General features: G+C 63.5%; 28 protein-coding genes and 1 tRNA gene. 20 read left to right on the forward strand and 9 right to left on the reverse strand.

What is annotated here, in order from left to right:
* Positions 1-9: 9 nt before the first annotated feature.
* From PSAL_RS04045 to PSAL_RS04065, 5 genes are all read right to left on the reverse strand, one after another.
* Positions 10-375: a response regulator gene (locus tag PSAL_RS04045; protein WP_119839997.1), complete on the reverse strand. Its 366-nt coding sequence runs from the start codon at positions 373-375 to the stop codon at positions 10-12.
* Positions 372-647: an STAS domain-containing protein gene (locus PSAL_RS04050; RefSeq protein WP_196222829.1), complete on the reverse strand. Its 276-nt coding sequence runs from the start codon at positions 645-647 to the stop codon at positions 372-374. The genes PSAL_RS04045 and PSAL_RS04050 overlap by 4 nt, the downstream gene beginning before the upstream one ends.
* Positions 648-951: 304 nt before the next feature.
* Positions 952-1,911 (reverse strand): methyltetrahydrofolate cobalamin methyltransferase, encoded by a 960-nt coding sequence (locus PSAL_RS04055; RefSeq protein WP_119839999.1) that lies wholly within the window; start codon positions 1,909-1,911, stop codon positions 952-954.
* A gap of 169 nt (positions 1,912-2,080) precedes the next feature.
* Positions 2,081-2,998, reverse strand: a complete 918-nt coding sequence (locus PSAL_RS04060) for a methylenetetrahydrofolate reductase (RefSeq protein WP_119840000.1) — start codon at positions 2,996-2,998, stop codon at positions 2,081-2,083.
* 77 nt (positions 2,999-3,075) lie between these two features.
* Positions 3,076-3,381, reverse strand: a complete 306-nt coding sequence (locus tag PSAL_RS04065) for a virulence factor (RefSeq protein WP_119840001.1) — start codon at positions 3,379-3,381, stop codon at positions 3,076-3,078.
* A 269-nt stretch (positions 3,382-3,650) separates the two neighbouring features.
* Between PSAL_RS04065 and PSAL_RS04070 the strand changes: the two genes are divergently transcribed.
* The 3 genes from PSAL_RS04070 to pdxA all read left to right on the forward strand — a co-directional run bounded on the left by PSAL_RS04070 (position 3,651) and on the right by pdxA (position 6,669).
* Positions 3,651-4,763, forward strand: a complete 1,113-nt coding sequence (locus tag PSAL_RS04070; RefSeq protein WP_119840238.1) for a Ppx/GppA phosphatase family protein — start codon at positions 3,651-3,653, stop codon at positions 4,761-4,763.
* Positions 4,764-4,869: 106 nt separating this feature from the next.
* Complete coding sequence (locus PSAL_RS04075; protein WP_119840002.1) at positions 4,870-5,601, forward strand: RlmE family RNA methyltransferase; 732 nt, start codon at positions 4,870-4,872, stop codon at positions 5,599-5,601.
* A 63-nt stretch (positions 5,602-5,664) separates the two neighbouring features.
* A complete protein-coding gene (gene pdxA, locus PSAL_RS04080) occupies positions 5,665-6,669 on the forward strand; it encodes a 4-hydroxythreonine-4-phosphate dehydrogenase PdxA (RefSeq protein WP_119840003.1) in 1,005 nt (334 codons plus the stop codon).
* Between the two features lie 246 nt (positions 6,670-6,915).
* Here pdxA and PSAL_RS04085 read toward each other — a convergent pair whose 3' ends face one another.
* A complete protein-coding gene (locus tag PSAL_RS04085) occupies positions 6,916-8,166 on the reverse strand; it encodes a LysR family transcriptional regulator (protein WP_119840004.1) in 1,251 nt (416 codons plus the stop codon).
* A gap of 494 nt (positions 8,167-8,660) precedes the next feature.
* Between PSAL_RS04085 and ugpB the strand changes: the two genes are divergently transcribed.
* The 9 genes from ugpB to PSAL_RS04130 all read left to right on the forward strand — a co-directional run bounded on the left by ugpB (position 8,661) and on the right by PSAL_RS04130 (position 17,521).
* Positions 8,661-9,971, forward strand: coding sequence for a sn-glycerol-3-phosphate ABC transporter substrate-binding protein UgpB (gene ugpB, locus PSAL_RS04090; protein WP_119840005.1), 1,311 nt, complete (start codon positions 8,661-8,663; stop codon positions 9,969-9,971).
* 89 nt (positions 9,972-10,060) lie between these two features.
* Complete coding sequence (gene ugpA, locus PSAL_RS04095) at positions 10,061-10,945, forward strand: sn-glycerol-3-phosphate ABC transporter permease UgpA (protein ID WP_119840239.1); 885 nt, start codon at positions 10,061-10,063, stop codon at positions 10,943-10,945.
* 10 nt (positions 10,946-10,955) lie between these two features.
* Positions 10,956-11,804 (forward strand): sn-glycerol-3-phosphate ABC transporter permease UgpE, encoded by an 849-nt coding sequence (ugpE, locus tag PSAL_RS04100; RefSeq protein WP_119840006.1) that lies wholly within the window; start codon positions 10,956-10,958, stop codon positions 11,802-11,804.
* 1 nt (position 11,805) lies between these two features.
* Positions 11,806-12,846, forward strand: a complete 1,041-nt coding sequence (gene ugpC / locus PSAL_RS04105) for a sn-glycerol-3-phosphate ABC transporter ATP-binding protein UgpC (protein WP_119840007.1) — start codon at positions 11,806-11,808, stop codon at positions 12,844-12,846.
* Positions 12,847-12,929: 83 nt separating this feature from the next.
* A complete protein-coding gene (locus PSAL_RS04110; protein ID WP_119840008.1) occupies positions 12,930-13,613 on the forward strand; it encodes a Crp/Fnr family transcriptional regulator in 684 nt (227 codons plus the stop codon).
* Between the two features lie 205 nt (positions 13,614-13,818).
* Positions 13,819-14,253 (forward strand): YeeE/YedE family protein, encoded by a 435-nt coding sequence (locus PSAL_RS04115; RefSeq protein WP_119840009.1) that lies wholly within the window; start codon positions 13,819-13,821, stop codon positions 14,251-14,253.
* A gap of 1 nt (position 14,254) precedes the next feature.
* The gene (locus PSAL_RS04120; RefSeq protein ID WP_119840010.1) at positions 14,255-14,695 is read left to right on the forward strand and encodes a DUF6691 family protein; all 441 of its coding nucleotides are present in this window, start codon (positions 14,255-14,257) and stop codon (positions 14,693-14,695) included.
* Between the two features lie 41 nt (positions 14,696-14,736).
* On the forward strand, positions 14,737-15,624 hold the full coding sequence (locus PSAL_RS04125; RefSeq protein ID WP_119840011.1) for an MBL fold metallo-hydrolase: 888 nt from the start codon (positions 14,737-14,739) through the stop codon (positions 15,622-15,624).
* A 151-nt stretch (positions 15,625-15,775) separates the two neighbouring features.
* The gene (locus tag PSAL_RS04130; RefSeq protein WP_119840012.1) at positions 15,776-17,521 is read left to right on the forward strand and encodes a SulP family inorganic anion transporter; all 1,746 of its coding nucleotides are present in this window, start codon (positions 15,776-15,778) and stop codon (positions 17,519-17,521) included.
* A 292-nt stretch (positions 17,522-17,813) separates the two neighbouring features.
* Here the strand turns inward: PSAL_RS04130 and PSAL_RS04135 are convergent, their stop codons facing one another.
* Together PSAL_RS04135 and PSAL_RS04140 are read right to left on the reverse strand one after the other, a co-directional pair.
* On the reverse strand, positions 17,814-18,014 hold the full coding sequence (locus tag PSAL_RS04135; RefSeq protein WP_119840013.1) for a DUF1127 domain-containing protein: 201 nt from the start codon (positions 18,012-18,014) through the stop codon (positions 17,814-17,816).
* A 376-nt stretch (positions 18,015-18,390) separates the two neighbouring features.
* Positions 18,391-18,480, reverse strand: a tRNA-Ser gene (locus PSAL_RS04140).
* A 248-nt stretch (positions 18,481-18,728) separates the two neighbouring features.
* Here PSAL_RS04140 and PSAL_RS04145 point away from each other — a divergent pair.
* The 7 genes from PSAL_RS04145 (at position 18,729) to PSAL_RS04175 (ending at position 24,928) form a co-directional block, all read left to right on the forward strand.
* The gene (locus tag PSAL_RS04145) at positions 18,729-19,658 is read left to right on the forward strand and encodes a hypothetical protein (RefSeq protein WP_119840014.1); all 930 of its coding nucleotides are present in this window, start codon (positions 18,729-18,731) and stop codon (positions 19,656-19,658) included.
* A 231-nt stretch (positions 19,659-19,889) separates the two neighbouring features.
* Positions 19,890-20,495, forward strand: coding sequence for a 50S ribosomal protein L21 (locus PSAL_RS04150; protein ID WP_119840015.1), 606 nt, complete (start codon positions 19,890-19,892; stop codon positions 20,493-20,495).
* Positions 20,496-20,516: 21 nt separating this feature from the next.
* Positions 20,517-20,786: a 50S ribosomal protein L27 gene (gene rpmA / locus PSAL_RS04155; protein ID WP_119840016.1), complete on the forward strand. Its 270-nt coding sequence runs from the start codon at positions 20,517-20,519 to the stop codon at positions 20,784-20,786.
* Between the two features lie 113 nt (positions 20,787-20,899).
* Positions 20,900-21,439 (forward strand): GNAT family N-acetyltransferase, encoded by a 540-nt coding sequence (locus tag PSAL_RS04160; RefSeq protein ID WP_119840017.1) that lies wholly within the window; start codon positions 20,900-20,902, stop codon positions 21,437-21,439.
* A gap of 45 nt (positions 21,440-21,484) precedes the next feature.
* Positions 21,485-22,528 carry a GTPase ObgE gene (gene obgE / locus PSAL_RS04165; RefSeq protein WP_119840018.1) on the forward strand — a complete coding sequence of 348 codons (1,044 nt, stop codon included), beginning with the start codon at positions 21,485-21,487 and terminating at the stop codon, positions 22,526-22,528.
* Complete coding sequence (gene proB, locus PSAL_RS04170) at positions 22,516-23,652, forward strand: glutamate 5-kinase (protein ID WP_119840019.1); 1,137 nt, start codon at positions 22,516-22,518, stop codon at positions 23,650-23,652. Before obgE ends, proB begins: the two co-directional genes overlap by 13 nt.
* A 10-nt stretch (positions 23,653-23,662) precedes the next feature.
* Positions 23,663-24,928, forward strand: a complete 1,266-nt coding sequence (locus PSAL_RS04175) for a glutamate-5-semialdehyde dehydrogenase (protein ID WP_119840020.1) — start codon at positions 23,663-23,665, stop codon at positions 24,926-24,928.
* Between the two features lie 31 nt (positions 24,929-24,959).
* On the opposite strand, the gene PSAL_RS04180 is transcribed toward PSAL_RS04175, so the two are convergent.
* Positions 24,960-25,568 (reverse strand): histidine phosphotransferase family protein, encoded by a 609-nt coding sequence (locus PSAL_RS04180; protein ID WP_231388607.1) that lies wholly within the window; start codon positions 25,566-25,568, stop codon positions 24,960-24,962.
* A gap of 36 nt (positions 25,569-25,604) precedes the next feature.
* Between PSAL_RS04180 and PSAL_RS04185 the strand changes: the two genes are divergently transcribed.
* On the forward strand, positions 25,605-25,787 hold the full coding sequence (locus tag PSAL_RS04185) for a DUF3553 domain-containing protein (RefSeq protein ID WP_119840241.1): 183 nt from the start codon (positions 25,605-25,607) through the stop codon (positions 25,785-25,787).
* The last annotated feature ends 19 nt before the right edge of the window (positions 25,788-25,806 follow it).

The following is a 25,806-nucleotide window of genomic DNA, read 5'->3' on the forward strand; positions in this document are numbered from 1 at the left end:
CGGCTCCTCCTATCCTGCAACCATCTGCAAGGCCTTGACCAGCTTTGCAGGATCGAAAGGTTTGACGATCCAGCCCGTTGCCCCGGCTTCCCGCGCCCGCATCTTGAGTTCGGGCGAACTTTCGGTGGTCAGGACAAGGATGGGTGTCGCCCGGTGATCCGCCTGATCGCGGACCGCATCAATGAAGCCGAACCCATCCATGCGCGGCATGTTGATATCGGTGATGATCGCATCCGGATCGATGCCTTCCAGCACCTCGATCCCGTGGATGCCGTCATCGGCCAGGTGGACGGTAAAGCCGGCAGGCATCAGCGCCATGCGGATCATGTCCCGCATTGTCCGGCTGTCGTCCACGGCAAGAATTGTCAAACTCATACCCGGCCCTCCGACACGGTTTCGGGGGAAAAGCCCATCTGGGCCAATTGTTCGACCACCCGGTCGTTGACGTTCGTCAGACTGAGAGAATGCCCGCCTGCTTTCAGCGAGGTCGCGGCCGCCAGGATCACCTGCAGGCAGAGCGAGCCGATTTGCGTCACATCCTTGGCGTCGAGCTGGACATCGCCGGTCATGCGCGTCTTGAGCTCCTCAGCCAGAGGGGCGGCAGCCGGAAGATCCAGCTTCGGTTGAAGGACCAGCGGCTCGGTCATGTCCACCTGCCCAGGGCAAGCGAAAGGTTCGGGTGCATGCCTGACTCCCATCGTTCCATTGCGTCAAAGCGGTGATAGGGCCGTGCGTGTTAAGACGAAGTTACGGGGGGAGAGGGTTTAGATGGGTTTTGAACGACCTTGGTCGGGCGGCCCCGGTGTGGACCTGCCGACCGCCGTGCAAAACATGCCGTCAGACAGGAAAAAGGCGCCGGTCCGGGAACAGGCGCCTTGCAGAAATTCTTTTCATGCATCCGCATGGCGGGGCAGGCCGGGGCGAAATGCGACGCGTCCCGGAAGGGTCGGTTCAGCTCCGGCGGCGGCGTCGGCCACCACGACCGCTGCCGGCGGCGGCGGCTGCCTTTGCAGCTTCGGCGAAGGTCGCGCCCTCTTTAACGGCTTCCAGAACCCGCGAGAAGCCGATCCAGGCGGCCCCATTGGGGTCATGGTCCATCAGCATGTTCGCGGCCTTCACGGCTTCCATCTCCACCTGCCGGATCGGATTCATGATCGCCGATGTCATGCCCGCTCCGATCGCCATGGGCAGAAAGGCGGCGTTGACCCCGTGCCGGTTCGGCAGCCCGAATGAGATATTGGAGGCTCCGCAGGTCGTGTTCACACCGAGTTCTTCGCGCAGTTTGCGCACCAGTTCAAAGACCTGACGCCCGGCGGTGGCCATGGCCCCGACGGGCATGACCAGCGGATCGACGACAATGTCATGTGCGGGAATGCCGAAATCCGCGGCCCGCTCGACGATTTTCTTGGCGACGAGGAAACGGACCTCGGGATCTTCGGAGATGCCGCTGTCGTCGTTGGAAATCGCCACGACGGGGACGTTGTACTTCTTGATCAACGGCAGGACCAGTTCCAGCCGTTCCTCTTCGCCGGTCACGGAATTGACCAGCGGGCGACCTTCCGCGATCTCGAGGCCAGCTTCCAGAGCGGCGGGAACGGAACTGTCGATACAGAGCGGCACATCCACCAGCCCCTGCACCATCTCGATCACGGCGCGCATCAGCGGCGGCTCGGTCTCGTTCGGGTTGGGGTTGGAGTTGTAGACGACGCCGGCGTTCACATCCAACACGGCCGCCCCGCAGGCCACCTGCAGCAGCGCGTCCTGCTCAATGGTCGAGAAATCCCCGGCCTCGAGCTCGGCCGCCAGCTTCTTGCGCCCCGTGGGGTTGATACGTTCACCGATGACGCAGAAAGGTTCGTCGAAGCCGATGGTCACGGTCTTGGATTTGGATTCAAGAACGGTACGGGTCATGTGAGATCCTTTGATTGGCGTCAGTTGCACGGAGGTATGACGCCCCTAACGGTGCAGCGCAACCGCGTTGCGCGGGCCGGGCCGGCAGGGCGACAGCGGCCTGCCGCGGCCCTGCGCTTTGCCGCATTGTTCATAGGCAGATGTGTCGGACCGGATGCCGTGGGACCATTCAGGCCTTGGCATGGACCGGAAGGGTGGCCGCACCGCCATGGTCGATGGCGAATTGCGCGGCCGTCTTGATGCCGCCAAGCGGGAACAGGTGGATCTGCTCGATCAGACCGTTTCCCGCGGCCGAGGCGGCGACCAGATCCGACAGGATCTCGGTCGGTTCATAGGGCAGCATCAGCTTGGTAACGTCGAGCGCGCGTTTCTGGAGAACCTTCAACGACGGTCCGACACCGCAGGCAATGGCGAACCGGATCAGGGTCTGCAATTTCGCGGGGCCGGCGATGCCAAGGTGGATCGGCAGGGCGATGCCCTCGGCGCGCAAGCGGGCGGCCCATAGCAGCACCGGTCCGGCATCGAAGGCAAACTGGGTCGCGATGGCCATCTCGGCATCGCTGCGGGCGGCGAAATCCTGTTTCCAGCGCAGCGCCTGCATGACCATCTCGTCACCGCCATCGGCGTCGATGTCGCGGTTGCCCTCCGGGTGGCCTGCCACATGCAGCCGGCGAAAGCCCGCCTTGTCGAAAAGACCGCTTTCCATCAGCTGCATGGAATTGTCGAAATCCCCCTGCGGCGTGGCGATCCCGCCGCCCAGCAAAAGCGCCTGACGCACATCGGCTTCGCCCTGGTAGCGGGCGATCCAATCGCCCAGCATGGCGCGGTCGCGGATGATCCGGGCGGGAAAATGCGGCATGACCTCGAAACCCTCGCCGGCGATGCGACGGGCGGTGGCAACCATGTCCTCGATCGGGGTGCCGTCGATATGGGCGATGTAGACACGCGTGCCCGCAGGCAGCAGGGCGCGGAAATCCTCGACCTTGGCGGCGGTGCGCGGCATGACCTCGATCGAATAACCCGAAAGGATGCCGCCAAGCGCCGGGATGCCGGGGGTCGGTTTGCGCCGGAAGGGAAGCAAGGACATGGGCGGTCTCCTTTCGGGGGATACCACCGCTGGCGGCATCCTTGACCATTGGGTATCTTTTGGCCTCCGGGCGGCGGTCAGGGCGTTTCGGCCCAGCCGTCATTGGCGATCAGGGTCTTCAGTCTTTCCTGATCATATTCGTTGTCGAGCCGTCGGATTTCGTCATCAGCGACCTCTTTTGCCTCTCCTTCGACAGAATAGGGGGCGGCCTTGCGCCATTCGGCCAGATAGGCATCTGTTTCGGCGGCCCCGGTCTTCATCGCGGCGCGGTCGATGGCCTGTTCAAAGCGTTCGGGCAGAACGGCCTTTGCGGCGCGCCGGCCCTTGCCGACGATGACCTGGGCGGGAATGTCGCGCCAATAGACGATGGTGACGTCGGGCATGATGGGTCTCTTTCGTTTGGACAGAAGCGTGATCTTGGCAGCTTTGCGACCGGTCAGGGCAGGGGCCGAAGACGGCAAAGCCATTGGCCTATCCACATCAGATACGCCGGCGAAGTGCAATCGGACCCGTAGGGCGGCCCGGTGCGGCCCGGTGCGGGCCGGGGCGGCCTGTGCAAAAATGCGGTCGAATCCGACAGTTGCGTCAAGGTTCTTGCACGGGCCGGATCAAGGGACTAGTTTGGTGTCAAACATGTATGGAGGGCGCAACCATGGCGCCCAAGCGTCCCAATGGTGCGGGCGCTTTCCCGAAACCGGTTGAAAACCCCGCGCCCACGATGCCCGACCCGGCCGAGCTTTATGCCGCGCTGGATCTGGGTACAAATTCCTGTCGCATGCTGATTGCCCAGCCGAAGGGCAGCCAGTTTCATGTGGTGGACAGTTTCTCGAAATCCGTGCAGCTCGGTAGCGGGCTGGAACGGTCCGGGCGGTTGTCGCGCGCCTCGATGGCGCGCACTATCCAGGCGATGCGGATCTGTCAGCAGAAATTGAAACGTCACAAGGTGCGCAATATGCGCCTTGTTGCGACCGAAGCCTGTCGCCGGGCCACCAATGCGCGCGGTTTCGTGCAGCAGGTCCAGCGTGAAACCGGGTTGCGCCTTGAAATCATCGAGCCGGAAGAAGAAGCCCGTCTGGCGGTGATCTCTTGCGCGCCGCTGGTCTCGACCCGCACCGACCAACTGCTTGTGGTGGATATCGGCGGTGGCTCGACCGAACTGGTCTGGATCGACCTGACCAGCGTGCCGCACCGCGAACGACCGCGGGCCATCATGCGCCTGCATGCCGGGTTCCATCCGCCCGAAAGCCCGTTTCCGGCAGCCAAGGTGGTCGATTGGATTTCGGTTCCATTGGGGGTGGCGACGTTGCGCGACCAGTTCCGGGACGTGGAAGACGACGCGGCGCGGTTTGCGCTGATGTCCTGGTTTTTCGAGGAAAGCCTGTCCGAATTCGCCCCTTATGCCGATGAACAGGCCCGGGAAGGGTTCCAGATCGTCGGTACCTCGGGAACGGTGACCACCGTCGCGGCCAGCCATCTTGGCCTGAAGCGCTATGACCGCAACAAGGTCGATGGGCTGCGCATGACCTCGGACCAGATCGACAAGGTGATCCGGGGCTACCTTGAGCTTGGCCCGGACGGGCGCCGGCGCGATCCGCGCATCGGACAGGATCGGCAGACGCTGATCATGTCGGGCTCGGCGATCCTGCAGGCCTTGCTGCGTTGCTGGCCGACCGACCGGCTGAGCGTTGCGGACCGGGGTTTGCGCGAAGGTCTGCTGTATGCGCAGATGTCGGCGGACGGGGTTTTGGAGGATGGGCCTTTCTGAGAGCGCCTTTTTGCGCTATCGGGATCGCTTCGGGTAGGGGCTCTGCCCCCGCCGCGCGTGCCGCGCGTCTCCCCCGGAGTATTTATGGCCAGATGACGAGGGTGCCGTGGTGAAGAAACCAACCGGAAAGAATACCTCTGGACGGGGGCAGCGCGATCTGACCGTGAAGGTAAAGACCGCGCGGGGTCGCACGCTTTCGTCGACGCGCTGGTTGCAGCGGCAGCTGAACGATCCTTATGTGGTGCGAGCCAAGGCCGAAGGCTACCGCGGGCGGGCTGCGTTCAAGATCATGGAGCTGGACGACAAATTCCGCTTCCTGGTGCCGGGTGCGCGGGTGCTGGACCTTGGCTGTGCGCCGGGGGGCTGGATCCAGGTGGCCGTGCCACGGATCAACGCGCTTGGCGAGAAAAGCGGCAAGGCCGTGGGACGCATCGTCGGTATAGATCTGCAAGAGGTGGACGATATTCCGGGTGCCGAGATCCATCAGCTGGATTTCATGGCCGATGACGCGGATCTGCAGGTCAAGGAATGGCTGGGTGGTCAGGCCGATGTGGTGATGAGCGACATGGCCGCGTCGTCTTCGGGGCACAAGCAGACCGATCACTTGCGGATTATCGCGCTTTGCGAAGCGGCGGCCTATCTGTCCTTCGATGTGCTGTCGGATGGCGGCACCTTTGTCGCCAAGGTGCTGGCCGGGGGCGCCGAGGGTGAGTTGCAGAAGCTGTTGAAACAGAAATTCACCAAGGTCGCCCATGTGAAGCCGCCGTCGTCTCGGTCGGACAGTTCGGAGAAATTCGTCATTGCGAGCGGGTTTCGCGGCAACGCCGAAGGCGAGTGAAGTCGGGCTTTGCTGTGGGGAGGAATCGCTTTTCCTCGGGTGTCATGGCGCTATTGTGGCGGCATGACTGACGCCCCCGACATCCCGCCCCTTGCCATGACCCTTGGCGATCCTGCCGGGATCGGGCCCGAGATTGCCGTGAAATCCGTGATTGCGCCGGATGCGCCGCCTGTCGTTCTGTTGGGGCAACGACTGGTCGCAGAGCGGGCCATGGCGCTGGCGGCACCCGGATACGAGCTTCAGATCGTTTCGGATCCGGGCAAAGCGGCCCTGTCCCCCCGTCATCTGCGTTTGGTCGAAACGGGCGAACCGGGTCTCGTGCCCTATGGGGCGGTTGCGGCCGAGGGCGGAGCGGCGGCCTATGCAGCGATCCGGACGGCCATCGACATGGCTATGGCGGGGCAGGTGTCGGGCATCGTCACCGCACCGATCCACAAGGAAGCGCTGAGCGCTGCCGGTGTGCCTTTTCCGGGCCATACCGAGATGCTGGCGCATCATGCCGGCGGCGTCGAGGTCGCGATGATGCTGGCCAATGACGTGATCCGGACTGTGCTGGTGACCATTCACGTGGCGCTGTCCCGGGCGGTGCTATTGGCGGATTTCGATGCCAACATGCGGGCGATCCGCCTGGCGGATGCCGGGTGTCGGGCCTTCGGTATCGCGCGGCCTCGGGTCGCGGTGGCCGGCCTCAACCCCCATGCGGGCGAAGGCGGGCTGTTCGGACGTGAAGAGATCGAGATCATCGCCCCCGCCATTGCCGCAGCCCGCGCCGAAGGGATCGAGGCAAGCGGACCATGGCCGGGCGACACGGTCTTCATGCAGGCCCGGCAGGGTCAGTTCGACGTTGTGGTGGCACAATATCACGATCAGGGTCTGATCCCCGTCAAGTACATGGGGCTGGAGCAAGGGGTGAACATTACCCTTGGTCTGCCCTTCGTGCGTACTTCGCCGGATCATGGAACAGCCTTCGATATCGCGGGAACGGGTCGGGCCGATCCGGCCTCGATGATGCATGCCTTGCAGCAAGCGGCAGTGATGGCGCGGGCGAACGCGGCGTCGAAGATCTGAGACAATTTTTATTTGCGTCTGTCTGGTGATCAAGGGCCGGGACATTGCGAGATTTGGAAGTTTTTTGCAAAGTCTTGTGGTGCTGTTTGCAAATTCACGACCCTTTTAAGCGCGATAAGATCTCAGATTTTGCAAAGTGGCGGTTTGCAAACATTGATTTGCAACAGCCTGATTTTTTGATTTTTATGTTGCTTAACATAGGTTCGGTCTTGGAAGGCGTTTTCGAAAACCTGAGGGGCAGGCTTTTCACGAAACTTGCTCTCCGATGAAGGTGCCGATCATAACGTGGCCCAGTCGTTCCGAGATGGTTGCGCGCAGGCAGGTCAGGAACAAAAGATGCGCAGGGGTCGGCAGCCAGTCGTCAAGCGTCGTGATGCCAATGGAAAAGGTCGCGTCCAAATGGCTGCAGGGCAGGATTTTCAGGATACCGAGGCTGGCGTCCAGTCGCGCATCGCTCTGGGGCATCAGCGTTACCATGTCGCCACTCAATAGCAGGGCGCGTGACATTCCCGGTGAACTGCTTTCCATGCGGGGCCTTGGTCGGTTCGCCATGTCAGCGAACAGCGCCTCCATCTGCGCGCGGCTTGCTGTGCCGCGGGGTGCGAGCAGCCAATCATACCCTGGCAAGTCTTCAGGGTGGATGTTCCGGGTCGCGGCAAGCGGATGGCCCGCACGGGCGAGCAGGCAGTAACTGTCGCGATAGAGGGCCTCGGTTTCGAAGCCAGGCCTGTCCCCGGACGGGGGCAAGGCTCCGAAGATCATGTCGATCTTGCTGTCGGAAAGATCCTGTTCCGGATCGGTCGATGTAATGATGCGCACCCTTGCGATGGGACTGGCGTTGAGGAACCGGTGAACCGCCTCGGCGAGGTCGCGATTTCCTGAAGGTGTCAGGGTGCCGATAACGACTTCCGGAGCGGCCTGACCGGCGTTCCACAAGACCTCGCCGCGTCCGAATTCGATTTCCCGGATTGCACGGCGGAATTGACGGGCCAGGCTGCGGCCGGTCTGGTTGGGGGGCAGGCCATCCGCCGCGCGGTCGTACAGGGGGCAACCCAGGGTGCGTTCCAATGTCCGGGCTGCACGCAACAGGGATGCGGCGGACAGACCGATCTGCCTGGCCGTCTCGGTCAGCTGGGCGGGGTCCGATGTCACGACAAATGCGCGAAGTTGGGTGCCTGTGATCAGGCTTTCGACCGGCGCCGTTGAATGAGGCCGTTCGCTGCCGCTTGTCACCTGTCCTACGGCGGTCTCAAGGACATCGAAGAACCGGTCGATCCGACGCAGGAACAGTGTTCCCATTGCGGTGGGGACCGTGCCCGTGGTGCGACGTTCGAAGATCGGCGTGCCGATTTCTGCCTCGAGGTTGGCGAGGGCCTGGGTCACGGCGGGTTGCGATGTGCCAAGCGCGCGCGCGGCGCCGCTGACCCCGCCCAGCCGTCCGATGACCTGCACCATGCGCAGGTGCCGCAAGTTGGGAACCTCCGGAAATATCGTCATGCAAACCTCCCTTTGCAGGACCGAAAACCGCAAGCGAACGCCGCGCGGGACCACCCGGCGGCCACGGCCACAGGGTTCCCGACGCCGCGCGTCCTCGCATTTACCGGAAACCTCCCCCCGGTCTTTCGCTCCTCGGACCAAGCTTAGGCGCTATGGGCTGGGCTGCCAACATCCAGACGCTGCAAGGACATAAGTTTTTTCCCTCAGGAGGTGCGCTGTGATCAGGGAAAGCAGGTTGGGCAGGAAGAATGCGCCCGGACCCGAGGTCCAACCCTCTGAAAAAATTTGCACCCTGCCAAAGCCCCAAAGGAGCGCCGCCGGACGAAGCCATTGGAAAACGCCCGCGCCCAGTCACACGCCAATCCACCCCGAAGCGGCGGATTTTGCAATTTCTTCGCAAGGGTCATGAAACTGTGCAGATTTCGTCACGATCCTGTTGCCGCCGATCTCTAGCGCATCCCTTCATCTGCAATCCATATTTTTGGAGAGATTATATGAAACGGATTCTGATCGCCGGTCTCCTGGCGAGCGCGGCAACCTCTGCCTATGCCCAGACCGAAGTCACCTGGTGGCATGCCATGGGCGGCGAGCTTGGCGCGAAACTGGAAGAGATCGTCGAGGGCTACAATGCCTCGCAGGACCAGTATCACGTGACGCCCGTCTACAAGGGCAGCTACACTGATACGATGACCTCGGCCATTGCCGCCTTCCGCGCCGGCGAACAGCCCGATGTCGTTCAGGTCTTCGAAGTCGGCACCGGCACGATGATGGCCGCCGAAGGCGCGATCTATCCCGTCTACAAGCTGATGGAAGACCATGGCGCGGACTTCGATCCCGCGGCCTTCCTGCCCGCCGTCGTCGGCTATTACACCGACACCAACGGCAACATGCTGTCGATGCCGTTCAATTCCTCGACGCCGATCCTGTATTACAACAAGGACGCCTTCGCCGCTGCCGGTCTTGACCCCGAAACCGCGCCGACGACCTGGGAAGACGTCGAAGCCTATTCGCGCAAGATCATGGAAACCGGCGCGGCCGAATGCGGCTTTACCACCGGCTGGGTTTCCTGGGTGCAGCTTGAGAACTTCTCGGCCTGGCACAACCTTGAGATCGGGACCAACGAGAACGGTTTCGGCTCGATGGACAGCGAGTTGACCGTGAACGGTGCCCAGCAGGTCCGTCACTGGGACAACCTGGCGACCTGGCAGAAGGATGGCCTGTTCAAGTACGGCGGCCCGGGCGGCGGTGCTGACGCGGCCCCGGCCTTCTATGCCGGTGAATGTGCCATGTACATGAACTCCTCGGCCTCGCGCGCGGGCGTGGTCGCCAATACCGATTTCGACCTCGGCATCGGCATGCTGCCCTATTACGACGATGTCGAAGGGGCGCCGCAGAACTCGATCATCGGCGGCGCGACGCTCTGGGTGCTGGAAGGGCAGTCGGACGCGGAATACGACGGCGTTGCTGATTTCTTCTCCTACCTTTCCTCGGCAGAAGTGCAGGCTGACTGGCACCAGTTCTCGGGCTACCTGCCGATCACCGAAGCGGCTTACGAACTGGGTCAGGAACAGGGCTACTACGAAGCCAACCCCGGCACCGACGTGGCGATCAAGCAGATCACGCTGAACGCGCCGACGCCGAATTCCAAGGGCCTGCGCTTTGGCAACTATGTCCAGACCCGCGCCGTGATCGACGAGGAATTCCAGGCGCTGCTGGCAGGTGACAAGACCGCCCAGGAGGCACTGGATGCCGTGGTCGAGCGTGGCAACGCGCTGATCAAGGATTTCGTTGACGCCAACGGCTGAACCGGCTGAACCGGGGGGCCATCAAGGCCGCCCAGACGACGGGCCCGCGCCCCGCGCGGGCCTGTTCCTTTCTCATGGCGGCCCAATTGATGCAGACCAAACGCATGACCTTCCGCAGCCGCTGGCTGCCCTTCCTGCTGATCGCCCCGCAGCTTGCGATCACGCTGATCTTCTTCATCTGGCCCGCCGCGCAGGCCATCCGGCAAAGCTTTCTGCGCGAAGACCCATTTGGTCTGTCGACGCGATTTGTCGGGCTCGACAACTACACCCGGCTGCTCGATAGCCCGGAATACCTGGAAAGCTTCCGCGTCACGGTGATCTTCTCGATCTCGACGGCGGCGCTGTCCATGGGGCTGGCGCTGTTGCTGGCCGTGGCCGTGGACCGGGTGATCCGGGGCAACCGGATCTATACCACGCTGACGATCTGGCCTTATGCAGTGGCACCTGCCGTGGCCGGGGTCCTGTGGTGGTTCATGTTCAACCCGACCATCGGCATCCTGACCTATGCGCTCAAGGTGATGGGGATCGACTGGAACGACCGGCTGGACGGCACCCATGCGATGATCCTCGTCGTCATCGCGGCCAGCTGGAAGCAGATCTCCTACAACTTCCTGTTCTTCCTGGCGGGTCTGCAAAGCATTCCCCAAAGTCTGCGCGAAGCGGCCGCGATCGACGGGGCAGGGCCGGTCAAACGTTTCTTCACCGTGGTCTTCCCGCTTCTGTCGCCCACGACCTTCTTTTTGCTGGTGGTCAATATCACCTACACGATGTTCGACACCTTCGCCGTGGTCGATGCGACCACCGCCGGCGGGCCGAACCGGGCGACCAACATCCTTGTCTTCAAGGTCTACCAGGACGGCTTTATCGGGCTGAACCTTGGCTCGTCCGCCGCGCAATCAGTGATCCTGATGGGGATCGTCATGCTGCTGACCTTCGTCCAGTTCCGCTGGATCGAACGTCGCGTGCAATATTGAGGCCCCTGAAATGGTAGAAAACCGCCCCCTTCTGACCTTCCTGTCCCATCTGGTGATGGTGCTCGGGGTCCTTTTCGTCGCCTTCCCGGTGTGGATCGCCTTTGTTGCCTCGACCCATGAACCGGGCGTCTTTCTGTCGGGCGTGGTCCCGCTGCTGCCCGGCAAGGCGGGATGGGAGACCTATCGCCAGATCCTGTTTTCCGGCGTCGATGCCTCTGGCGCGCCGCCGATCGGGCTGATGATGAAGAATTCGCTGATCATGGCGCTGTCGATTGCCATCGGCAAGATCGTCATCTCGATCCTGTCGGCCTTTGCCATCGTCTATTTCCGCTTTCCCTTCCGGGTCGCGGCCTTCTGGCTGATCTTCATCACGCTGATGCTGCCGGTCGAGGTGCGCATCGTGCCGACCTTCAAGGTGGTCGCGGATCTGGGGATGCTGAACAGCTATGCCGGCCTGTCGGTGCCGCTGATCGCCAGCGCCACGGCGACCTTCCTGTTCCGGCAGTTCTTCCTGACCATCCCCGACGAACTGGCCGAAGCCGCACGCATCGACGGCGCCGGACCGATGAAGTTCTTCCGCGACATGGTCCTGCCGCTGAGCCGCACCAATATCGCGGCCCTTTTCGTGATCCTCTTCATCTACGGCTGGAACCAATACGTCTGGCCGCTGATCATTACCACCGATCCGGATCACTACACGCTGGTCATGGGGATCAAGCGCATGGTCGATGTCGCCGACAGCGACCCGCAATGGAATTATGTCATGGCCTCGGTCGTGCTGGCGATGATCCCGCCGGTACTGGTGGTGGTCGTGATGCAACGGCTTTTCGTCAAGGGCCTCGTGGAGCAGGAGAAATAACATGGCACAGATCACCCTGTCCGGCGTGAAGAAGGTCTATGCAGGTGGCGTCGAGGCCGTGAAGGGCGTCGACCTGGAAATCGGAGACGGCGAATTCGTCGTCTTCGTCGGCCCCTCGGGCTGCGGCAAGTCCACCTTGTTGCGCATGATCGCAGGTCTCGAAACCATATCCGAAGGCGAGATCCGCATCGGCGACCGCGTCGTGAACGAGGTCGAACCGGCGGATCGCGACATTGCCATGGTATTCCAGAACTATGCGCTATATCCGCATATGTCGGTGCGCCAGAACCTGGCCTACGGCTTGCGCAACCGTCGCATGGCGCGGGCCGAGATCGACCGCCGCATTGCCGACACCGCCGCGATCCTGCAGATCACCGATTTCCTGGAGCGCAAGCCGCGCGCCCTGTCGGGGGGCCAACGTCAGAGGGTCGCCATGGGCCGCGCCATCGTGCGGGATCCGGCGGCCTTCCTGTTCGATGAACCGCTCAGCAACCTCGATGCCAAGCTGCGGCTGCATATGCGCGCTGAAATCAAGCAATTGCACCGCCGTCTGTCCACCACGTCGGTCTATGTCACCCATGATCAGCTCGAGGCGATGACCCTTGCGGATCGCCTTGTGGTGCTGAACGGCGGGCGGATCGAACAGGTGGGCAAGCCGCTTGATCTGTATCGGCGCCCGGCCTCGATCTTTGTGGCCGGCTTCCTTGGCGCGCCGGCGATGAACCTCTTTGACGCCCATGTCGATGGCGGTGTGCTGCGCATCGGTGGCGCGCGTCTGGCCGAAGGAGTCGCGGCCGCGGGTCACGTCACCGCCGGTCTGCGCCCCGAGGATATCACCACCACGGTGCGTCAGGGGGGTAACTTCCGCCTCGATTTCGTCGAAGAGCTGGGCGCGCTGCGCCTGTTGCACGGGGTTCTGCAAGGCCAGCGCACGGTGATTCAGACCGGCCTGCAGGGCGACCTTGGCCCCGAGATGGACCTCTCCATGCGCGCGCAGGACCTGCACCTGTTCTCGAAATCCGACGGGCAGCGCCTGCTTTAATGCAGGCCGCCTATCGGTGGTGGAAAGACCGGGCCCCGGACGCTATCCTTCGTCCCGAACGGGCTGGGCAAGGGGTCGGACAGATGGATGCAAGCGGCGAGGCCAGCTGGATCGAGCGGTTCGAGGGGCTGTCTCGCCTGCCGCAGGATCTGCGGGACGAATTGGAAAATGGCAGCCGGATCGTCTCGATCCCGGCGGGTACCCAGATCTTTGCGCCCGGCCAGTCGCCCGAGCATCTGTTGATGCTGCTGGAAGGCACGGTGCGGGTGCAGCAACGCTCTGACACCGGGCGCGATGTTTTTCTGTACCGGGTCCATGCGGGGGACAGCTGCGTGTTGTCCACCGCCTGCATGCTGGCCTTCGAGGAGAATACCGCGGACGGCACGGCCGAGACCGACATTCGCGCCGTTGCCATACCGCGCGCGACCTTCGACAGCCTTGTCGCGCATTCCGCCATGTTCCGCGAATTTGTCTTTCGTGCCTATTCGCGCCGCATCACCGATCTGCTGACGCTGGTCGATGACCTCGTGTCGCGGCGCGTCGATGTGCGCCTGGCGGGGCGGTTGCTGGAACTGGCCGATGCGCGGGGCAGGGTTCACGCCACGCATCAGGTGCTTGGCACCGAACTTGGCACTGCGCGCGAAGTGATCTCACGCACCCTGGCGGAATTTCAGCGCCGCGGCTGGATCGAACAGGCGCGCGGAGAGATCCGTCTGGTCGAAGCGGACCGCATTTCCGCCTTTCTACGCGGGCCGGATGCGGCCTGATCGCGGCGCGCGTCACCAATCCTATGTGCTTTTTCGAATTTATTTCCGGGCCTGTGACTAAGTCACCGTCGCCTATGGGCCCCCCGTGCCAAACAGGATGCAACAGACGGATCGGCTGCGTTGTCGGCGCCGGTCGGGGAAGGCCCCGACCCGGTGCCGAAGCCTGCGCTGCGTCGAAGAGGCCTGAGAGCCAAGGAGAATATCGATGACCGAAACTGCATTCACACCGCTGGTTTCCGCAGCGGGCGGCGCGCTGATCGGGTTGGCGGCCGTGGCGCTGCTGGCCCTGTTCGGACGGATCATGGGGGCGACAGGCATCCTGGCCGGCGCCGTGATCGAGCGCCCGAAGGGCGACACGAGCTGGCGATGGGCGTTGCTGGCCGGCATGGTCACCGCGCCGCTGCTTTACCTGATCACGACAGGCGGATTGCCGGTGGTGACTGTCACCGCCAGCACGCCGATGCTGGTGATCGGGGGGCTGCTGGTCGGGCTTGGCGTCACCTTCGGGGGCGGGTGTACCTCCGGTCATGGGATCTGCGGGATGGCGCGGCTGTCGCCCCGGTCCCTGGTCGCCACGGTCAGTTTCATGATCGCGACGCTGATCACCGTCTATCTTGTCCGCCATGTGTTCGGAGGCTGAAATGCGTATCGTTCTCTACTATTTCGTCGGCTTGCTCTTCGGTCTCGGGATCTCGGTCTCGGGCATGATCAACCCGGCCAAGGTGTTTAATTTCTTCGATGTTGCCGGATCCTGGGATCCGTCGCTGGCCTTCGTGATGGGCGGGGGGCTGGCCGTGGCCCTGCCGGGCTTCGCGATCGTGCAACGAGGCGCCCGCCCACTGTTCGGGTCCGGGTTCCTGATGCCGCAAACCTCGGTCATCGACCTGCGCCTGATCGGCGGCTCGGCCGTCTTCGGCATCGGCTGGGGCCTCGCGGGCTTCTGTCCCGGTGCGGCCATCCCGGCTCTTGGCACCGGACAACCGCAGGTCTTCCTGTTCGTTGCGGCCCTTTTGGGCGGCATGTGGCTGGCCCGCCAGCCCTGGCGCCGGATCGGGTCCGGCACCTTGCGCGCCAAAAGCTGATACTGTCCCATCAGATCATCCCAATGCCCAAGGAGGGTAACATGCAAGACTATGCCACCGATCTCGGCCTGAAGCCCGAAGTCACCGGGTTCTTCGACGAGGCCACCAACACGATTTCCTATGTCGTCAAGGATCCCGCAAGCACGGCCTGCGCGATCATCGATTCCGTCATGGACATCGATTATGCCGCCGGGCGCATCAGCTATGACCACGCCGACCGGATGATCGCCTTTCTGCGCGACAACGGCCTGACGCTGGACTGGTTGATCGAGACCCATGTCCATGCCGACCACCTGTCCGCCGCGCCCTATATCCAGGGCAAGCTTGGCGGCAAGCTGGGGATCGGCGCCGGGATCACCGAGGTGCAGGAAACCTTCGGCAAGGTCTTCAACGAAGGCACGGAATTCCAGCGCGACGGCAGCCAGTTCGACCGGCTGTTCCGGGACGGGGACCGTTATACGGTCGGTGGAATGGAATGTGTCGCGCTCCATACACCCGGCCATACCCCGGCCTGCATGACCCATGTGATGGGCGATGCGGCCTTCGTCGGCGACACGCTGTTCATGCCCGACGGCGGCTCGGCCCGGGCCGATTTCCCTGGTGGGGATGCCGCAGAGCTTTACGATTCGATCCAGAAGGTCCTGAGCCTGCCGGACGAAACCCGCCTGTTCATGTGCCACGATTACGGGCCCGGCGGGCGCGAAATCCGCTGGGAAACCTCGGTCGCAGAGCAGAAGGCGCACAACATCCACGTCGGAAATGGCACCACGAAGGAAGACTTCGTCCGCTTCCGCACCGAACGGGATGCAAAGCTGTCGATGCCCAAGCTGATCATCCCGTCCTTGCAGGTGAACATGCGGGGCGGCAACCTTCCCCCCGAAGACGAGGACGGCAAGCGCTATATCAAGGTGCCGCTCAACGGCCTCTGAACCGGGTCTGCACGGGACCTTAACCCGGACCTGATCAGGCTTGTGTCTGCACCCCGGACAGCCTTTAGCTGACCCTTCCATGGGCGCCGGCCCGTTCGGCGTCCCAATTCCCCGACCAGCCTTCGGGCTGACGTTAGCCAAAGGCTGTCCGATGACCCCGCTTGCCACCCTGCGCCGCTACCTGCCGATCCTCGACTGGGGGCGGCGGTATGACCGCGCGAGCCTGCGCAACGATCTGGTGGCCGCGGTGATCGTGACGATCATGCTGATCCCTCAATCGCTGGCCTATGCAATGCTGGCGGGGCTGCCGCCCGAAGCGGGGCTTTATGCCTCGATCGTGCCGATCCTGCTCTATGCGATCTTCGGCACCTCGCGCGCGCTTGCTGTCGGGCCGGTGGCGGTGGTGTCCCTGCTGACCGCCTCGGCATTGGGAGAGGTCGCAGCCCCCGGCAGCGGCGCCTATGCCGCCGCCGCGCTGACGCTTGCCTTCCTGTCGGGGGCGGTGCTGCTGGCGCTTGGCCTGTTGCGGCTTGGTTTTCTGGCGAATTTCCTCAGTCACCCGGTGATTTCGGGCTTCATCACCGCCTCCGGGCTGCTGATCGCGGCGGGGCAGTTGAAACATGTGCTGGGGGTTCCGGCAGGGGGCGAGACGCTGATCGGGATCGGGCTGTCGCTGGCGGGCCATCTTGGCGATGTGCAGGGGGCGACCCTGGCCATCGGCGGCGGCGGGATCGTCTTTCTGCTTTGGGTACGTCGGGGGCTTGGACCCTTCCTGCGCCGGCTCGGCCTGGGGGCCGGAGCGGCGGACATGGCGGTCAAGGGCGGGCCGGTCGTGGCCGTCATCGCCTCGACCCTGGCTGTGCGGGCCTTCGGGCTGGCCGATCAGGGCGTTGCGGTGGTCGGTATCGTACCGCAAAGCCTGCCGCCCCTGACGCTGCCGGCGTTTTCGCCGCAATTGCTGCGCGATCTCGCGGTGCCTGCGCTGATGATTTCCGTGATCGGCTTTGTCGAATCCGTTTCGGTGGCCAAGACGCTGGCGGCCCGCAAACGCCAGCGCATCGACCCGGATCAGGAACTGATCGGTCTGGGCGCGGCGAATATCGGCGCGGCCTTCACCGGCGGCTTTCCGGTGACGGGGGGCTTTTCACGTTCGGTCGTCAATGCAGATGCGGGGGCGGAAACACCGGCGGCCGGGGCCTTTACCGCCGTCGGGCTGGGCATTGCGGCCATGTCGCTGACCCCGCTGCTGCATGATCTGCCGAAGGCGACCCTTGCGGCGACGATCATCGTGGCGGTGCTGAGCCTGGTGGATCTGTCGATCCTGCGCCGCACCTGGCGCAACGCGCGCCCCGATTTCGCGGTGGTGGCGACGACCATCCTGCTGACCCTGCTGATGGGCGTCGAGATCGGCGTCGGGGCGGGCGTGATCCTGTCGCTGGCGCTGCATCTTTACAAGACCTCTCGCCCTCATGTGGCCGAGGTCGGCCTGATCCCCGGCACTCAGCATTTCCGAAATGTCCTGCGTCATGACGTCGAAACCGCGCCGGGTCTGCTGATGCTGCGCGTCGATGAAAGCCTGTTTTTCGTCAATGCCCACATGCTGGAAGACCTGCTGCGCCTGCGTCTGGCCGCGGATCGCGGGATTCGCGACGTGGTTCTGATGTGCTCGGCGGTGAATGTGGTCGATTTCTCGGCCGAGGAAGGGCTTGAGGCGCTGAACCACATGCTGCGCGATGCCGGGATCGGTTTGCACCTGGCCGAGGTCAAGGGCCCGGTGATGGACCGGCTGCGCGACACCCATTTTCTGCACGACCTGAACGGCAAGGTCTTTCAGTCGCAATTTGACGCCTGGGTGGAACTGACCGGCACCGCAGGCCCGCAGCGGGCTGCCGAATAGCGCGCCAGGGGACGGTCGGTGGACAAGGTGCGACGACCATTGCGCTCCGGCTGCACCAGATGGCACGGCAGGGCAGGCGCTTAGGACGGCCCGAGAGGGGCCATGTCCGGTCTTTGGTCGTGCTTTGTCATCTTGGGGGGATCTTGTGGATCATCGCCGAATTTCTTCCGGGTGATCCTGCGGCCCGGTTCGGGCCCTCCGGCACCAAGTGGTCCGGATCGCGAAACCTTCAGGGGCGCGGAGGAGAGTGGGGGCGGGTGCCGCCGGTCTCTCCGCTGCGCATCCCGAAGGGTCAGGCTTTCTTCAGGACTTCGGCAACACGGGCCGGGATGTCTTGACGGGTCATGCCGATATCGGCCAGTTCGCGGTCGGTCAGCGAATTCAGGGCAGTGAAGGCACGTTGGGCTTGCATGGCGCTGGTCACGGAACGAAGGACTTTGCCGATCGCGCTGAAGATGCCGGTGGACGGGATGTTGGTACTGAGGGCAGTCATTGCTGTTTCTCCGGTTTGAATTGTCTTGACGCCTAGATAGGATACCCGATCCGTCTGCACTACTGACGTTTCCGGAAGGCCGTCATGCACAGGATGCAAGGTGGGAAAACCGCTCAAGACCCTGGTAAGGATGTCCTGCCATGCGCCCTTCGCGCCGAAGATGGCCGTGTGAAGGTTTGCGCTAACAGGGTGAGCCCCGGGCTGGCATGGCGCAGGACGCAGACAGGTGTGCCGCCTTCGCGCGCCGCGCTGTCCAAATCGTGAAGCAGAGGTGAGGGGGGCCGTTGATCCCGGACCAACCGCGCCGCAATGGGCCGCAGGCGCCGATCGACGGACCCGGTCTGGTCCGACGCAAAATGCCATTCCTGAAGGAAAATGGCGGAGAGACAGGGATTCGAACCCTGGGAACGCTTGCACGCTCAACGGTTTTCGAGACCGCCCCGTTCGACCACTCCGGCACCTCTCCGCGGGGATCGTGGGGGGCGTTTAAACACGATTGTGAGGCGGTGCAAGAGGCGTTTTGCATTGCGAGGGCAAGGAAATGCCCTAATCTTTCCTTCAATCGGACCGGGCCGGCCCAAGGCAGGGCGCAGACCCTGTGTCGTCGGGGCCGGAACCGGGCAGACGATCTGGCGCGCGCATGCGGCCAAGGCGAAAAACCGCGGCCGGATGGGACAGGATGCCTCCGGGACCGCCGGCAGACAGGAGCAGCAGATGATGATTGACAGACCCTTGCAGACAGAGGCGCAGTTGCAGGCGCCCCGGAAGGCCGTCGCCACCCCCCTGAGCGCGGCGCGCGACAGGGCCAGGGGCATGCTGGCCTCGGCGGTGATGGCTTTGGCGGCGGCTGTCCTGCTGGTGGCAAACGCCTTTCCGGCCCGCGCGGCCAGCGAAACCGAGGTGCGGGATTTCTTGCAGGTGACAGGCTTTGACGTGGCCCTTGCGGGGATCACCGACAGCGCGGCCAGCGGGCCGGCGATGCTGGGGATGGAGGAGTCCGATTTCGTCACCACCTGGCGCGTCCTGACGCGGGAGGTCTTTGATGAAGAGGTGATCAAGGACATGGGCGTCGAGATGATCCGAGACACAATTACCGATTCCGATCTGGCGATGGCCAGCGGCTTTTACGGTGGCGAGCTTGGCAAGCGGCTGGTGGAGGCCGAGAACAGCGCGCAGACGATGGATGGCGAAGACAGCATGACCCAATCCGCCGCTGCGCTGGAAGATCTGCTGGACGAAGGCGCAGACGACCGGATCGCGCTACTGGACCGCCTGAACCGCGCCGTCAGTACAACGACCGATGGCGACAGCGCCGTGGTCGAGGTGCAGTATCGCTTTCTCAGCGCCGCGCGGGATGCCGGGGTGATCACCTTCCAGGTCAGCGATGACCAGATGCGCCAGATGCTGCTGGAGCAAAGCCGCCAGATCCGCGAGGCCAATCAATCCTACGCTCTGGCCAATGCGGCCTTTACCTATCGCGATTTCACCAATGACGAGATAGAGACCTATGCCGAGGCCCTGGAAGACCCGGCGATGCAGCGTGTCTATGAACTGATGAACGCCGTGCAGTCCGAGATCACCGCAAACCGGTTCGAACTGGTTGCCGCCAAGCTTGAAGGTGTCGCGCCTTCGACCGATCTGTAAGGGGCAGTTGGGCCGGGCAGGGCGCGCGCGTCACGGCCCGGCAGGCTCCGGGGATCGGGTCTTGACAACAATTGCCTGAACCTCGATAAGCCCGCCATCCCGGCAAGCCTCGCTTTGCCGGGAATTTCAATTTCGCCCGGTTGGGGCGCGCTGTTCACCGGCGATCGCACGGCGGTCACGAACACCCGAAGCTTCGGGGGCCACAGGACGCGACAGAAAAGGAAGATCACTATGTTTGCGGTTCTCAAGACCGGCGGCAAGCAATACAAGGTCCAGTCCGGCGACCTTCTGCGTGTCGAAAAGCTGGCGGCTGATGCCGGCGAAACCATCCAGTTCAACGACATCCTGATGCTGGGCGGCGACTCCGTCGTTGTCGGCGCGCCCTTCGTGGCCGGCGCCGCAGTCCAGGCCGAGGTTGTCGACCAGATCAAGGGTGACAAGGTCATCCACTTCGTCAAGCGTCGTCGTAAGCATTCGTCCAAGCGGACCAAGGGTCATCGTCAATCCCTGACCCTGCTGAAAGTGACCGACATCCTGGCCGATGGCGGCGACAAGACCGGCGTCAAGGCTGCTCTGGGTGCCGGTTCGGCCCCAGCTTCGGCTTCGGCCGCTGGCAAGGGTGCCGCAGCCGCCGTGGACGGCGCTGACGACCTGAAGAAGCTTTCCGGCGTAGGCCCGGCGATGGAGAAGAAACTGGTCGCCGCAGGCGTCACCAGCTACGCTCAGGTCGCTGCCTGGACCGAAGCTGACGTGGCCCGCATCGACGAAGAACTTTCGTTGAAGGGCAAGATCGAAAAAGAAGGCTGGGTCGCACAAGCGGCTGAGCTTCAAGGCTAACGCAGGACAGGAGACAGCAAGATGGCACACAAGAAAGCTGGCGGTTCCTCCCGCAACGGTCGCGACTCAGCAGGTCGCCGCCTCGGCATCAAGAAGTTCGGTGGCGAAGTCGTCATTCCCGGCAACATCATTGCACGCCAGCGGGGCACCAAATGGTACCCCGGGCAGGGCGTCGGCATGGGCAAGGATCACACGATCTTCGCCACGGTCGAGGGCAACGTCGAGTTCCGCAAGGGGCTGAAGGGTCGTACCTTCATCTCGGTCGCTCCAGTGGCCGAGGCCGCCGAGTAAGCCGATCTTCATCATTGTGGTGAAAAGCAGGGGATCGGTCGAAACGCCGGTCCCCTTTGCTGTTCCAGCAAGCGAACGGGGCCCCTATATAACCCTCACCAGGAGGTTTCCCCATGAACGACGACATCGCAATCGATCAATCCGTGATCACGGTCGACAGTCTTGACCTGCGGCCCCTGCGTCCCTCGGATGCCGGGCTGATCGGTCTCTATGCCGCCGATGAACGGGTCGCGCGCATGACCACGTCGATCCCGCATCCCCTGGCACCCGGCACGACAGAGGCCTATATCGCCCGTGCCATGGTGCCGGACCGTCGCGAAATCATCTGGGCCATCGATTCCAGCCGTTTCGGCGGGGCAGAGCTGAAGGGCGTCATCAGCCTGAAGCGGATCGACGAGGCGCAGTCGGAAATCGGCTATTGGGTCGCGCCTGCCTGGTGGAACGCCAATGTCGCCTCCGAAGCGGTGACGGCCCTGGTCGCGGCAAACCCGTTGCAGGATCGGTCGATCTTCGCCAGCGTGTTTCAGGATAACCCCGCCTCGGCGCGGGTGCTCACGAAAAATGGCTTTGAATATGTCGGCGACGCCGAAACATTCTCGGTCGCCCGGGCCGCCAAGGTGGCGACCTGGACGTATATTCGCAAACTCGATTGAGCCGCCGGGCTGCCTGACAGGCACCTTTGCGGCCGGGACATCAGAATGAAGTTTCTCGATCTCGCAAAGGTCTATATCCGCTCCGGTGCCGGGGGGAACGGGGCCGTTTCCTTCCGCCGTGAGAAGTTCATTGAATACGGCGGGCCCAATGGCGGCAACGGCGGGCGTGGTGGCGACGTGGTGGTCGAGGCCGTCGACGGCCTGAACACGCTGATCGATTTCCGCTACCAGCAGCACTTTTTCGCCCGCAACGGGCAGGGTGGCATGGGCAATCTGCGCACCGGCGCGGATGGCGAAGACATCATCCTGCGCGTCCCCGTCGGGACCGAGATCCTGGATGAAGACGAGGAAACCATCATCGCCGACATGACCGAGGTCGGGCAGCGCGTGCTGCTGGCCAAGGGCGGCAACGGTGGTTTCGGCAACGCCCACTTCAAGACCTCGACCAACCAGGCGCCGCGCCGGGCCAATCCGGGGCAGGAGGCGATCGAACGCACCGTCTGGCTGCGCCTGAAGCTGATCGCCGATGTCGGTCTGCTGGGGCTGCCCAATGCGGGCAAGTCGACCTTCTTGGCCGCGACCTCCAACGCGCGGCCCAAGGTGGCTGATTACCCCTTTACCACGCTGCATCCGAACCTTGGCGTCGTCGGTGTCGACGGTGTCGAATTCGTCGTGGCAGATATTCCGGGCCTGATCGAAGGCGCTTCCGAAGGGCGCGGGCTGGGGGATATGTTCCTGGGCCACGTGGAGCGCTGCGCGGTGCTGTTGCACCTGATCGACGGCACCGTGGACGAGATCGCCGAGGATTACGAGACCATCATCGGAGAACTGGAAGCCTATGGCGAAGGCCTGGCCGACAAGCCCCGCATCACGGTGATGAACAAGATCGACGCCCTGGATGACGAGCTGCGCGAGATGCAGCGCGAATTCCTCGAAGAGGTCACCGGCGGGCCGGTAATGTTCATGTCCGGGGCTTCTCGCGAAGGCGTGACCGAGGTGCTGCGCGCCCTGCGGGCCCAGATCGACGACGACCGTCTGCGCCGCAACGCGCCTGAGATCGACGAGGAGGACGATGCATGGCGTCCCTGATCGGTGCGCGCCGGGTGGTCGTCAAGATCGGCTCGGCGCTTCTGGTCGACAAGGAGACCGGCCAGCTGCGGGCGGAATGGTTGCAGGCGCTGGCCCAGGACGTGGCCGAGATGCGCGCCCGTGGGGTCGAGATCGTCCTAGTGTCCTCCGGCTCCATCGCGCTTGGGCGCGGGGTGCTGGGCCTCGGGCTGGGTGTGCTGGCGCTGGAGCAGGCGCAAGCGGCGGCGGCGGTCGGTCAGATCGGACTTGCGGCAGCCTATAACGACGCGCTCGGGCGCTACGGCATTCAGGTGGGTCAGGTGCTGATGACGCTGGAAGACAGCGAGGACCGGCGCCGTTACCTGAATTCCCGCAACACGCTGGACCATCTTCTGGGGCTTGGCGTGGTGCCGATCGTCAACGAAAACGACACCATCGCCACGGACGAGATCCGCTATGGGGACAACGACCGTCTTGCCGCGCGCATTGCCGTCACCGTGGGCGCCGACCGGCTGGTGCTGCTGTCGGATGTCGACGGGCTGTATACCGCCAACCCCACGCTGGATCCGACCGCCCGGCGTTTCGACGTCATCGACCATATCACGCCCGAGATCGAGGGCATGGCCGGCGACGCCGGGTCCGGCCTGTCCAAGGGCGGAATGAAGACCAAGGTCATGGCCGCCAAGATGGCCGTCGCTGCCGGTTGTGCCATGGTGATCACTTTAGGAACTCACCAGAACCCGTTGAAAAAGCTTAAGGACGGTGCGCCATCCACCTGGTTTCTGGCAGAAGGCGATCCGCAGGCCGCCCGCAAGGGCTGGATCGGGGCGATGAAGCCGCGGGGCCGCCTGCAACTGGATGCCGGCGCGGTGCGCGCGCTGGAACAGGGGCGGTCGCTGCTGCCTGCAGGGGTCACGCAAGTCACCGGGCGTTTCGAGCGCGGCGACCCGGTCGAGATCCTCGGGCCGGAGGGGCTGCTTCTGGGGATCGGCCTCACGCGCTATACCAGCCCCGAGGCCGAGGCGATCCGGGGCCACAAGAGCCACGACATCGAGGCGCTTCTGGGCTATCCGGGACGCGCGGCGCTGATCCACCGGGACGACATGGCGCTGAGCCTGCGGGTCAGCGAACCGACGGCGAAGTAGGGAGACGATGATGAAGGACACCAACGATATCGCCGCCACCATGCGCGGCATCGGCGAAGCGGCGCGGGCTGCGGCGGCCGAGCTGGCCTTTGCCAGCCAGGAGCGCAAGTACGCCGCCCTTGTCGGCGCGGCGGAAACGCTTTGGGCGCGGCGCGAGGCGATCATCGACGCGAATTGCGAAGACATGGCCTATGCCGAGGAAAAGGGGATCTCTGCGGCGATGCTCGACCGGCTGATGCTGGACGAACGCCGGGTGCAGGCGATGGTCGATGGCCTGCGCGCCGTGGCCGAACAGAAGGACCCGGTCGGCGATGTGATGGCGGACTGGGACATGCCTTCGGGGCTGAACATCCGCCGGGTGCGCACGCCGCTTGGCGTTGTCGGTGTCATCTACGAAAGCCGGCCCAACGTGACGGCGGATGCCGGGGCGCTGTGCCTGAAGTCCGGCAATGCGGTGATCCTGCGTGGCGGCTCTGAAAGCTTTAACAGCGCGCGCCTGATCCACGAATGTCTCGTCGAAGGTCTGCGCCAGGCTGGTCTGCCCGATGCCGCGATCCAGCTTGTGCCCACCCGTGATCGGGCGGCCGTGTCGGAAATGCTCGGCATGGTCGAATACATCGACGTGATCGTGCCGCGCGGCGGCAAGGGCCTTGTCGGCCTTGTTCAGCGCGAGGCCCGCGTGCCGGTCTTTGCGCATCTGGAAGGCATCTGCCACACCTATGTCGGCGCCACGGCCGATCCCGCCATGGCGGTCGAAATCGTGCTGAACGCCAAGACCCGGCGCACCGGGATCTGCGGGTCGATGGAATGCCTGCTGCTTGACTGGCGCTTCTATACCCAACACGGTCCGCTGATCATCGACGCGCTGCTGAAGGCGGGTGTCGAGGTGCGCGGCGCGGGCGATCTGCAGAAAATCCCCGGTGTCACGCCTGCCAGCCCGGAGGATTTCGGCAAGGAATTCCTCGACATGATCTGCGCGGCCAAGCTGGTCGACGGTGTCGACGAAGCCATCGACCACATTCGCGCTTATGGCTCGCAACATACCGAGGCGATCATTACCGAAGATCAGGCCGCGGCGGACTACTTCTTCCAGCGGCTCGACAGCGCGATCCTGATGCACAATGCCTCGACCCAGTTCGCCGACGGCGGGGAATTCGGCATGGGTGCGGAAATCGGCATCGCCACGGGCAAGATGCATGCGCGCGGACCCGTGGGGGCCGAGCAGCTGACCAGCTTCAAGTACCTGGTCGAAGGCAAGGGTGCCGTCAGGGGCTGACCCGGACAGGCACCAAAAACCGGGGCCGCCGTCAGAAGCTGACGGTGACGCCCTGGTCAGTCTCGGTAATGCTGATGGTGCCGAAACGTTCGCTGATCAATGCGGGCAGCAAGGCGAATTGCACATGCGCGGGCATGACGGTTTCCGTGCCTTCGCCGGTCTTCAGCGTTTCCCAGACCGAGGCCGCAGGGCGCGACAGTTGTGCCGGGCCCGAGACCTCCCAGCCATGGCCGTCATCTGCGCGGGTGACTGAAATCGTACCGCCCTGGGGCATCGCGCTTTCGAGGCAGAGCAGGGCCAGAAAGACCTCCTGGATATCCGAGCGGTCGAAACTGCCCTGGGGGGTCCAGTCATAGGTGATCCGGCCATTCTGGCTAAGGTCATCAAGAATCGAACAGACCTCGGGCGGGCCGATCTTCTGACCGTGGCCGGCAAGGCCGAAGGCAACCCGCAGAAAGCGGATCTTGGCGGAAGCGGCAGAAACGGAATCCGAGATCAGCAGCATTTCCGGGCCGCGGACGGCCCCTTCCAGCGACAACAGTTCGATACCGTTTTGAATGGCTCCCACCGGCGAAATAAGGTCGTGGCAGATACGGGACCCTATCAGCGAGGCGAGTAAATGGCTATTCTGCAAGATCATTGACCTTCAAACCTGTCAGTTGAGTTGGAGTCTATCATGGACGACCTGAATGAACTTTTGGAACCCGGCATGCTTGTCCGGCATCAGTCACATTTTGATTGGGGGGTGGGCCAGGTACAATCGAACATCAGGGGACGCATTACTGTGAACTTTCCGGAAATGGGCAAGGTTGTCATAGAAGGGTCCCAGGTCGCATTGATACCTGTCTTTAACCAATGAAGCCTGGAATTGGTTTATG

Origin of the sequence: Pseudooceanicola algae, assembly GCF_003590145.2 — a bacterium.
In the GTDB taxonomy this organism is placed as follows: Bacteria; Pseudomonadota; Alphaproteobacteria; order Rhodobacterales; family Rhodobacteraceae; genus Pseudooceanicola; species Pseudooceanicola algae.

Coding starts and splice junctions, on each gene's coding strand:
- PSAL_RS04045 (WP_119839997.1), bottom strand. CDS start 375: ATGAGTTTGACAATTCTTGCCGTGGACGACAGCCGGACAATGCGGGAC.
- PSAL_RS04050 (WP_196222829.1), bottom strand. CDS start 647: ATGACCGAGCCGCTGGTCCTTCAACCGAAGCTGGATCTTCCGGCTGCC.
- PSAL_RS04055 (WP_119839999.1), bottom strand. CDS start 1,911: ATGACCCGTACCGTTCTTGAATCCAAATCCAAGACCGTGACCATCGGC.
- PSAL_RS04060 (WP_119840000.1), bottom strand. CDS start 2,998: ATGTCCTTGCTTCCCTTCCGGCGCAAACCGACCCCCGGCATCCCGGCG.
- PSAL_RS04065 (WP_119840001.1), bottom strand. CDS start 3,381: ATGCCCGACGTCACCATCGTCTATTGGCGCGACATTCCCGCCCAGGTC.
- PSAL_RS04070 (WP_119840238.1), top strand. CDS start 3,651: ATGGCGCCCAAGCGTCCCAATGGTGCGGGCGCTTTCCCGAAACCGGTT.
- pdxA (WP_119840003.1), top strand. CDS start 5,665: ATGACTGACGCCCCCGACATCCCGCCCCTTGCCATGACCCTTGGCGAT.
- PSAL_RS04085 (WP_119840004.1), bottom strand. CDS start 8,166: ATGACGATATTTCCGGAGGTTCCCAACTTGCGGCACCTGCGCATGGTG.
- ugpB (WP_119840005.1), top strand. CDS start 8,661: ATGAAACGGATTCTGATCGCCGGTCTCCTGGCGAGCGCGGCAACCTCT.
- ugpA (WP_119840239.1), top strand. CDS start 10,061: ATGCAGACCAAACGCATGACCTTCCGCAGCCGCTGGCTGCCCTTCCTG.
- ugpE (WP_119840006.1), top strand. CDS start 10,956: ATGGTAGAAAACCGCCCCCTTCTGACCTTCCTGTCCCATCTGGTGATG.
- ugpC (WP_119840007.1), top strand. CDS start 11,806: ATGGCACAGATCACCCTGTCCGGCGTGAAGAAGGTCTATGCAGGTGGC.
- PSAL_RS04110 (WP_119840008.1), top strand. CDS start 12,930: ATGGATGCAAGCGGCGAGGCCAGCTGGATCGAGCGGTTCGAGGGGCTG.
- PSAL_RS04115 (WP_119840009.1), top strand. CDS start 13,819: ATGACCGAAACTGCATTCACACCGCTGGTTTCCGCAGCGGGCGGCGCG.
- PSAL_RS04120 (WP_119840010.1), top strand. CDS start 14,255: ATGCGTATCGTTCTCTACTATTTCGTCGGCTTGCTCTTCGGTCTCGGG.
- PSAL_RS04125 (WP_119840011.1), top strand. CDS start 14,737: ATGCAAGACTATGCCACCGATCTCGGCCTGAAGCCCGAAGTCACCGGG.
- PSAL_RS04130 (WP_119840012.1), top strand. CDS start 15,776: ATGACCCCGCTTGCCACCCTGCGCCGCTACCTGCCGATCCTCGACTGG.
- PSAL_RS04135 (WP_119840013.1), bottom strand. CDS start 18,014: ATGACTGCCCTCAGTACCAACATCCCGTCCACCGGCATCTTCAGCGCG.
- PSAL_RS04145 (WP_119840014.1), top strand. CDS start 18,729: ATGATGATTGACAGACCCTTGCAGACAGAGGCGCAGTTGCAGGCGCCC.
- PSAL_RS04150 (WP_119840015.1), top strand. CDS start 19,890: ATGTTTGCGGTTCTCAAGACCGGCGGCAAGCAATACAAGGTCCAGTCC.
- rpmA (WP_119840016.1), top strand. CDS start 20,517: ATGGCACACAAGAAAGCTGGCGGTTCCTCCCGCAACGGTCGCGACTCA.
- PSAL_RS04160 (WP_119840017.1), top strand. CDS start 20,900: ATGAACGACGACATCGCAATCGATCAATCCGTGATCACGGTCGACAGT.
- obgE (WP_119840018.1), top strand. CDS start 21,485: ATGAAGTTTCTCGATCTCGCAAAGGTCTATATCCGCTCCGGTGCCGGG.
- proB (WP_119840019.1), top strand. CDS start 22,516: ATGGCGTCCCTGATCGGTGCGCGCCGGGTGGTCGTCAAGATCGGCTCG.
- PSAL_RS04175 (WP_119840020.1), top strand. CDS start 23,663: ATGAAGGACACCAACGATATCGCCGCCACCATGCGCGGCATCGGCGAA.
- PSAL_RS04180 (WP_231388607.1), bottom strand. CDS start 25,568: ATGATCTTGCAGAATAGCCATTTACTCGCCTCGCTGATAGGGTCCCGT.
- PSAL_RS04185 (WP_119840241.1), top strand. CDS start 25,605: ATGGACGACCTGAATGAACTTTTGGAACCCGGCATGCTTGTCCGGCAT.